The organism is uncultured Gimesia sp., assembly GCF_937910335.1.
GTDB lineage: Bacteria > Planctomycetota > Planctomycetia > Planctomycetales > Planctomycetaceae > Gimesia.
In genome coordinates this window covers 1-8,189 of record NZ_CALEMX010000330.1, presented here as the reverse complement: position 1 = coordinate 8,189, position 8,189 = coordinate 1, and the positions used below count along the sequence as shown (strand labels likewise).

Genomic DNA, 8,189 nt, shown 5'->3' with positions numbered 1-8,189 from the left:
CCTTTTTTAGCATCGAACCATTTTATTTTTCCTGTTGTCATTTTAGTTTTTAGTGCAAAGGGAAATCGAACTGCGGCCATGCAGCGGGCTTTGTTGATGACTCTGGGGTTTGCAGTGATGCTGATACCCTGGGTTTATCGTAATTATCAGGTAACAAATCATTTTGTTCCTACGACGCTCTGGGCAGGTCCCAGTTTATATGACGGTTTAAATCCCCGGGCGACCGGTGATAGCGATATGACTTTTTTTGATCAAGAGAATGTATTGCAAAGCATGAGTGAATACGAAATGAATCAGCACTATACGCAGCGGGCGTTCGCGTATGCGCAAGAGCACCCCGGGCATGTGCTGCGCTTGATGGGTGCCAAGCTGCTGCGTTACTGGAAACCCTGGCCAAATGCGGCGCAGTTTCAGTCGTTCTGGATGATGCTTGCGGTTTCTATCGTTTTCATTCCCGTGATCATCTTTGCATTTTATGGTGCCTGGGTTTCGCGCGATCAGACTTTACTGTTGTTGATTACGCTGGGACCTGTGATTTACTTTTCGTTGATCCATCTGATTTTCGTCAGTTCATTGCGCTATCGTCTGCCTGCAGAATACAGTTTATACATTTTGTCTGCGGTAGGAATTTATCACATGGTTTTTCATCTGAATCAAAAGAAAGAAATCACGCCGGGACAGTAACTCGTCTTTAATGGTTTAGAGTTGATATGGTTATCCGTAAAACATTTCAATGGTTCCTGCTGATCGTAATTTCGCTGGTGATTACCGGCGGGAGTTACGGTTATTATCTGTGGGTGCGCAGCGACGAAATGTTGAAAGCCGGTATTCTAGAGAAAATCACAAAGCATATTCCCGACCTGATGATCGATATTGACCGGGCGCAATTTGATTTTCGCAGGCGAGTTCGAATCGAAGGTTGTCGGGTTCAGGTCATCAACCATTCTGATACTATTCTTGATTTACCCGAGGTGGTAATTACTTTAGATCAGGAAAAACTGGCCCGGCATCAGGTGATTGATATCCAGAAGGTGGTGTTGAACAGTCCGCAGCTAGTTTTGGTTCGCATGGCAGATGGAACCTGGAACTGGGAAGGGCTGCCGGAAATTAAGCAAAGCGATAATCCACTTCCGGAATTAGTGATTGAGCGTGGAAGTCTTGCTTTAAAATTTGAACGGGGCTCGGAAAATGTTCCGACAGCTGTAACCTTTCAAAACCTGGATTTAAGGCTGATTCCTTCCGGAACCCGACGTTATGAAATTGAAGGGCATACTTCGATTCCGCAAGCAGGAAAGCTGGAGATATCGGGTTTTTGGGACATTGGTTCTAAAATTGGTTCCGTGGAAGGAAAGTGGAGCCAATTGGAATTTGGGCCGAATCTGGTCCGGATGGCAACGGGCATTTCGCCGGAGCTGGCATCGCAACTCAATTCTGCGTTTCCTTCAATGCAGCTCAAACCAGATGAATCAACGGGCATGTATGATCTGGGTGTGAGCGCTCAGATGGATATCCAATTCAGTCTTTCTAAAAAGAGCCAGGATCAGACACCTCAGTTTCAGGTATTGACACAATTACGTGAGGGGAAACTCAAACATCCATTGCTGCCGTTTCCTTTGAGAAATATTGTCGGCAAAATATTTGTGAATAACAACAGGTTATTAATTCAAGATTTACAGGCACATAATGGCGAGACCAATTTTTCTGTGGGGGGATACTATCGTTTTGGCTCTTCTCATCAGGCACAAGATCAACCGAACGACCAAAGTTATTTTTCGTTACAAGCAGTAAAACTTCCCGTCGATGATCGATTACGGAGCCGTTTATCTGGTGGTCTGGCTCGAACTTTTGACACGCTGCGACCCAGTGGAAGCATTGATCTTGATGTCACATTGACGCATCCCGGTCAGGGGAAATGGCAGATACAGGATTTGGTGGTTACTACCAATGACGGGGAAGCGATGCCGGTCCATTTTCCTTTTCGGGTTGATCATATCAAAGGCAAACTCAACCAGCAGGATAATGATACTCTCAAACTAGACTTCTTCGGCATGGCGGGCAACCGACCTGTGACTGCTCGCGGTTTTGTGAAGCATCCCGGACCTGCATCCCAAATCGATATCACAGTGGAAATCGAACAAGTACCCATAGATTCAGCGCTGTTATCTGCTTCACCTGAGGGAGTTAAATCTGTTCTGAATCAAGTTGATTTACAGGGAAAAGCCGATGCCGTTTTGAAATTAACCCGTGAACCGATGTTGAATCAGCCAATCCACCTGGACTTTCTGGCGAAGATGGATCATGGCGCATTACAGTATCGAGAATTCCCCTATCGTATCAGCGATCTTTCGGGCCGAGTTTTTTATTCCAGTAAAACGGGAAAGACTTCGTTTGATCAGCTAAAAGGGACTCATGGCAATGCGCGTCTGTCTGCGTCTGGTTCATATGCTCGATTTGAAAACGATGGCAAACTAAATTTAAGTATCATCGCAGAAAATGCAGCCTGTGATTCCAACTTGCGTTTGGCACTTCCTGAATCATTGCAGGAATTGTGGGGAGAACTTTCACCACGTGGAATCATTGATTTAAAATCAGACATTTCATGGGAACGCGGCAAACCGGCCATTATCAGTATCCCGAATGGCAGATGGCGTTCAGGAAGTATGATGGTGAAAGACTTTCCGTATCAGATCGATAATCTGAATGCGAACTGGAGCTATTTTGTGAATCCTCAGACACAAAATAGTGAAGTCCGTCTAACTTCGATATCGGGAAAACATGACGAGACGTTAATCCGGATTAAAGAGGCGTTTGCCGAAGTCACTTCTGAGGGGGACTGGCGGGTGTTGCTGGATAAAATGGATATCGATGACCTCACCACTGACCGGGCTTTTCAACAGGCGCTGCCAGGTGAGATGGCTTCCGCATTAAATACCTTAAATATTCAGAGACCCATTTCTGCCAGCGGGAAGATTGAATTTCGCGGTTCGCAAAAAATGGGAACTTTCGTGACAGCTGCCTGGGATATGAATTCGTATCTTGCAGAAAATACATTGTCCACAGGCGTTGATGTGACCAAAGTTTATGGGAAGGTTCATTCTGAAGGAACCTGGGATGGCGCTCATCTGCACTTAACTGGTGAAGTCGATTTGGATTCGGCGGTGATTCTAGATTATCATCTGACGGAAATTAAAGGCCCGTTTGAAATTCACGATCAGAAACTCACGATCGGTTCCAAGCAAATTCGTCGAAATCAGGCTCAGGCTGTCGGCTTAGCGAATATTAAGGCAAAACAACCCATCACGGCCAAAGCGATTCGTGGAGTTCTGACCTGTATGGGAGATATCGAACTCAATGCGGTTCCTACCTATAACATGCAGATTGAATTGAACCGTGGGTTACTGGAAGAATATGCGGCCCGTTATATGCCCGGGGAATCCCAATTACGTGGAGTCATGAATGGTTGGATTCAATTATGGGGGCGAGGATCCAATCGATCAGATCTCAAAGGGCAGGGTCAATTGCAAATTAGTCCTGCCGCGATTTATGAACTGCCTCCCATTGCGCAGATTTTTAAAGTGGTTCGTCTATCACAACCAGACAAAACCGCATTTGATTCCGCATTCTGTGACTTTACGGTTTCCAATCAGGCATTTCATCTGAAGTACATCGAGCTCAAAGGGAATGCGATCAGTCTTTATGGACAAGCTGGTGAAGCCCATTTTGATGGTCGATTGAAAGTGGATTTGTTTTCCAAATTAACACGTCGGCAATTACCCCTGCCGGCAATTACTCAGTTAATCGGTCATGCTACCAGTGGCTGGATTCGTGTAGAACTACGGGGTACGACATCCACTCCCATTGTTGATATCAAGTCAAATCCGTTGTTGGACGGGTCGCTCAAAACATTTCTGAACAATGGAATGCGCGGCAGACCAGTAAATAATCCTAACGGCCGGCGCGGTCGTGCGCTTCGATCTGACTTACAACCGCTGAAGCAATTTTCACTGCCGTTTGCTCAGTGAATTAGAAAGCGATGAAGTCCGGTTATCGATTTGATCGTTTTTTCCTGCTTTGAGCGATATCCTCTGTTTCCTCTTTTGCTTTTTTCTTCCAGCGCGAGAGAATCATCGTAAAGATAATCATCAGGGCGAGGTAGGCTCCCAGAATTTTCAGCAGCCAGAAAAACATTCCTGTGACAATTTCGTTCATAGGATGAGAAATCTTGCTATGTGTGGCCATTGAAAGAGTGAGAGAAAGACAAATTGCTTTGCTGTTACTCTAATCCGGTCATAGCGCTGATTTCAAGTTGTTTTCCCGAAAGCGTAAAACCAAACGAAGATAAAAGATTGGGGATGGGGACCGTACCATTCGTATCGGTTAAATTAAGGCAGATAGTGACTTTGATCTCGGATACACCTGGAGCCGGACCAACTGGAGAGCAGGGTATGTCTGAGTTTCCAATGGTTTGCGTCAGGGTGCCGCTTCCATCCTCGATAGATACCAGTACGTTTCCTTGTGCGGATGCAGCAGGTTGTTGTCCTACATCCAGCATTAAGGACGAATTCAGGTCTACATATTCCTGGATCAGGTTTCCCACTGAAGTTGTGGTTGCGCCTACTTTGGCTGCTTCTCTTGAGCCCTCGATCGCGGCTGCCGTGATCGATTGTTGCAAGAGGGCGATGAATCCGAATTGAATGATGGCCAGTGAAACGATCAGAATCAGTGGAAATGCAAGGATAAATTCCAGCATTACCGAGCCTGTGCGGCGTCTGTTTTGGGGTGTTTGCTGTTGTAATTTACTCTGATCGTGGAACAATGAAGGCTCCTTGATGATTTCCATCTTACGTACTTTTCAACTCAAGAGTGTTAACAAACGGAGACGTTTGCTTCACACTTGCTAAGGTCGGTTATCAAGTTCCAGATCTGGCCGATCTGAAAAGAGACTGATGCGACCTCTGATTGAGACAAATTTCACGCCGTACTCGTTTTCTCTGTTGAATCGACAGAGATGTAAGGCGTCGCTTGAATAGGGAACGCAAATTGCTTGCCAAAGTAGTACTATAGTGAATAGATTACGATAAAACCTCCGATATTGACCCCAGTACTAAAGCGGTACCGACCTGTGCAGATAAACAGACAAAAAACAGAGAAACCCAATGATCACCGATCAGGTGTGGTGGTTTTGGAATTAATTCTCACGATGCCAGCGTTTTTGATTATCATGCTGGCAATTATCCAGATTTCTTTGATTTACGTTGTGAGCGAACAGACCGCGTATGCAAGTCGGTATGCTGCCAAGATTGCTTCTGAAACCCCCCTGGCATCTATCAATACAATCAACACTGGCGCGTTGAAGACGAGCGTCGATAATGTGCTTATGGTGGGAGAGATTCCTCTGGGAAGTTGTCGGGTTGTTTTAGAACATAATGTCGGAGCGCCGAATACCATTAATGATCCGATAGTAGCGGCTGCCGGCTGTGATTGTGATCCACCTGTAACGAGTTTGCCTGTCGTTGTAGGAGCTGTCAGTACTGAGTCTGTTCGTGCGACCGTGTGTGTGAGATTGGATGGAAATATCCCCGACTTTTTAGACAGTTTTGGTTTTTCGATTGAAGACTATGTCGTTGAACAATCTACGACCTATTTATATGAACTCTAAATTGAATCAGACATTTTGCTGAAGAGCTTTCATTTATACCTGCTTAGACTGACAAATTCCCGATGAAACAAATTTATTCAAAGACTGAGTCTCACAAGAATCGTCGTGGAATCGCCATCCTCTGGCTGATTCTGTGGGGGTCGGTATTCCTGACGTTTTTTTGTGGTGTATTGGAAATAGCGACGCTGTGGCAGGCTCAAGTTGAAGTCAAAAATGCACTTGATGCAGGAGCGATGGCTGCCGTCAAAGAGTGGGGTGTGAGTGGTAGCGGTTCGTCTACTCAGGTTTCAAGAAATGTAGGAATTGCTTACGTTGAAGCGAATCCAATTCTTGGTACTCCTGTCACCCTTACTTCAAATTATATTGCTGCAACTCCCGGTAATCCCAATGGAAATCTCTTATGCACCGGGAATTTTGTGTTTGGTGCATTAGACCAAATCACCGCTCCGATTACATTCGATCGGAATGCCCAAGGGGGGTGTATCGCGGGCTTTCCTGCTGTCGTGGCTCAAGCAACGGTACCCGTGCAGGGCTTTTGCAGTTCACTTTTTGGTGTGACCTTCTTCAATATTAGTTCTCAATCAACTGCCTATTATAATTGTGGGACAGGCCGTGCATCTCTGGTCAGTGCTACCGTACCCGTCTGTCCTTAATTGAGATCTTGGACACAAAGATGAGGCGAGGAACAATGTTTGAGCCATTGTTCCCCTTAGTGCCTCTCAATGAATAATCCACAATTAGCAACTATCAATGCTATTTTTGACGCAGATTGTTTTCGGTATCTTCGACTTGATCGACTGTAAAACACATCATTCCGTCTCCTTGTTCTGAAAAGATTACTTTTAAAACGTGTGAGTAACGGCAAACGTGTTGTCTAATATTAAACAGTTCAAGGTTGAGCGGTGTCATAATGCAAAGGCCGCAAATGCTGCTGCTTTGCTTTACGACGTCGAATCATTCTTCTGCTCCCTTGTGTATTTATACGCATTTCGATTCACAATGAATCAAAAAAAATGGAGAAAAATAAAAATTTCGGCCTGTGAATCTTAAAGCCCTCCAGTCAGCGCGTTGAAAAAGCAGACTGGAAGAACAGACTGCTTTCATGAGCTGGATAAAAACTCTATCGGCGACTCATTAAAATCGAGGTTTGCCATCGCCGGGGGCGGACTTCTTTTTTTTGTTTTTACCGCCGGCTTTCCAGAGTGGATCTGGCGTGTGTGCATCGTGCAGCATTGCTTCCATCTGTTTGACGATGTCCGGATGCTTCTCCGCGATATTATTTGCTTCGCCTAAGTCGTTATCCAGATTGTAGAGTTCTGTTTTTCCAGTCAACATGGGCATGCGAACTGCTTTCCATTTTCCCTGGCGCGCTGCCTGTTTGCCGCCTTGTTCATAGAATTCCCAGTAAAGAAAACGGTGTTGCTGTTGTTGTTTTGGTTTACCAGTGAGTGTGGGAGCAATGCTGACACTGTCCAGATTTTTCGGACAGGGAATGCCTGCGAGATCTGCAGCGGTTGCCATTAAGTCGCCGAAGTATCCAATATGGTCTGAAGTCCTTCCCGCGGGTGTGGTGTCTGGCCACCAGGCAATAAAGGGGACCCGGATGCCCCCTTCATAGAGGTCACGTTTCATTCCTCTGAGAGGGCCGTTGGCATCAAAAAATTCGGGATCATTGCCGCCCTCTTGATGGTGGCCATTATCCGAAGTGAAAATGACTAGCGTATTTTTATCGATCTTTAATGCTTTAAGCCGATCCAGGATTTGTCCTACGCCTGTATCCATGCGCGTGACCATCGCGGCTTGACCCTTGTTCTGTTTCTTCCAGTCCTTGTTCTGGTAGATGCCGTAATCGGGGACTTCCTGACCATCGCCGACTTTTCTACCTGCTTCATTATTGGCATGTGGGATCGTGAGCGCGACATACAAAAAGAATGGCGATTTCGCACTTCGATCAATAAAGTCGAGTGCTTCCTGCATCACCAGATCGTGTGAGTAATCTACTTTTTTTGTAGAGACGCCTCCCAGACTGTCTTTTCCGGTAGGACCTTTAGAGATCGTGCTGGGATCGACGATATTCCGTAGCGCCACTTTCTTTCCGTTTCTCCAGAGGAATTCAGGATAATAATTGTGGGCATTATGCTGATTCAAATAGCCATAAAAATAATCGAAACCCTGCAAGTTTGGGACACCTTGTGTGCCTGCTTCACCGATGCCCCATTTTCCCGTCAAGGCGGTTTGATAGCCGGCTTTTTTCAGGAGTTCAGCCACGGTTAGATCATCGGTCTTGAGCGATTGGTTTTCTTTCACCCAGGTATTGCCTCTGACTCGAGTGTGTCCCATGTGTAAGCCCGTCATTAAGACACAGCGTGAGGGTGCACAGACCGTGGCGCCGGCGTACATCTGGCTGAATTTCATACCTTCGGCTGCCATCTGATCGATGCGTGGCGTTTTGATTTTTTGTTGTCCATAGCAACCCAGATCACCATAGCCCAGGTCATCGGCCATAATAAATATGATGTTCGGTACGCTG

6 protein-coding genes and 1 pseudogene are annotated in these 8,189 nt (G+C 45.9%); 4 read left to right on the top strand and 3 right to left on the bottom strand.

The annotated features are described in order from the left end of the window. Positions 1–684: pseudogene (locus Q0668_RS13185) on the top strand (hypothetical protein); the annotation flags it as partial. A gap of 26 nt (positions 685–710) precedes the next feature. After that, positions 711–4,022, top strand: a complete 3,312-nt coding sequence (locus Q0668_RS13180) for a hypothetical protein (RefSeq protein WP_298865400.1) — start codon at positions 711–713, stop codon at positions 4,020–4,022. A gap of 22 nt (positions 4,023–4,044) precedes the next feature. Here the strand turns inward: Q0668_RS13180 and Q0668_RS13175 are convergent, their stop codons facing one another. Both Q0668_RS13175 and Q0668_RS13170 read right to left on the bottom strand, forming a co-directional pair. Beyond that, on the bottom strand, positions 4,045–4,209 hold the full coding sequence (locus Q0668_RS13175; protein WP_298865398.1) for a hypothetical protein: 165 nt from the start codon (positions 4,207–4,209) through the stop codon (positions 4,045–4,047). A 64-nt stretch (positions 4,210–4,273) separates the two neighbouring features. Continuing rightward, complete coding sequence (locus tag Q0668_RS13170; RefSeq protein WP_298865396.1) at positions 4,274–4,840, bottom strand: TadE/TadG family type IV pilus assembly protein; 567 nt, start codon at positions 4,838–4,840, stop codon at positions 4,274–4,276. Between the two features lie 342 nt (positions 4,841–5,182). On the opposite strand from Q0668_RS13170, the gene Q0668_RS13165 reads away from it, so the two are divergent. Both Q0668_RS13165 and Q0668_RS13160 read left to right on the top strand, forming a co-directional pair. Continuing rightward, the gene (locus tag Q0668_RS13165) at positions 5,183–5,659 is read left to right on the top strand and encodes a TadE family protein (RefSeq protein ID WP_298865394.1); all 477 of its coding nucleotides are present in this window, start codon (positions 5,183–5,185) and stop codon (positions 5,657–5,659) included. Between the two features lie 62 nt (positions 5,660–5,721). Beyond that, positions 5,722–6,312: a hypothetical protein gene (locus Q0668_RS13160; protein WP_298865393.1), complete on the top strand. Its 591-nt coding sequence runs from the start codon at positions 5,722–5,724 to the stop codon at positions 6,310–6,312. Between the two features lie 481 nt (positions 6,313–6,793). Here Q0668_RS13160 and Q0668_RS13155 read toward each other — a convergent pair whose 3' ends face one another. Continuing rightward, on the bottom strand, positions 6,794–8,176 hold the full coding sequence (locus Q0668_RS13155) for an arylsulfatase (protein ID WP_366918901.1): 1,383 nt from the start codon (positions 8,174–8,176) through the stop codon (positions 6,794–6,796). Positions 8,177–8,189: the final 13 nt, after the last annotated feature.

What these genes read in the sequence shown, in the direction of transcription:
- Q0668_RS13180 (WP_298865400.1), top strand. Translation starts at nt 711, where the DNA reads ATGGTTATCCGTAAAACATTTCAATGGTTCCTGCTGATCGTAATTTCG.
- Q0668_RS13175 (WP_298865398.1), bottom strand. Translation starts at nt 4,209, where the DNA reads ATGAACGAAATTGTCACAGGAATGTTTTTCTGGCTGCTGAAAATTCTG.
- Q0668_RS13160 (WP_298865393.1), top strand. Translation starts at nt 5,722, where the DNA reads ATGAAACAAATTTATTCAAAGACTGAGTCTCACAAGAATCGTCGTGGA.
- Q0668_RS13170 (WP_298865396.1), bottom strand. Translation starts at nt 4,840, where the DNA reads ATGGAAATCATCAAGGAGCCTTCATTGTTCCACGATCAGAGTAAATTA.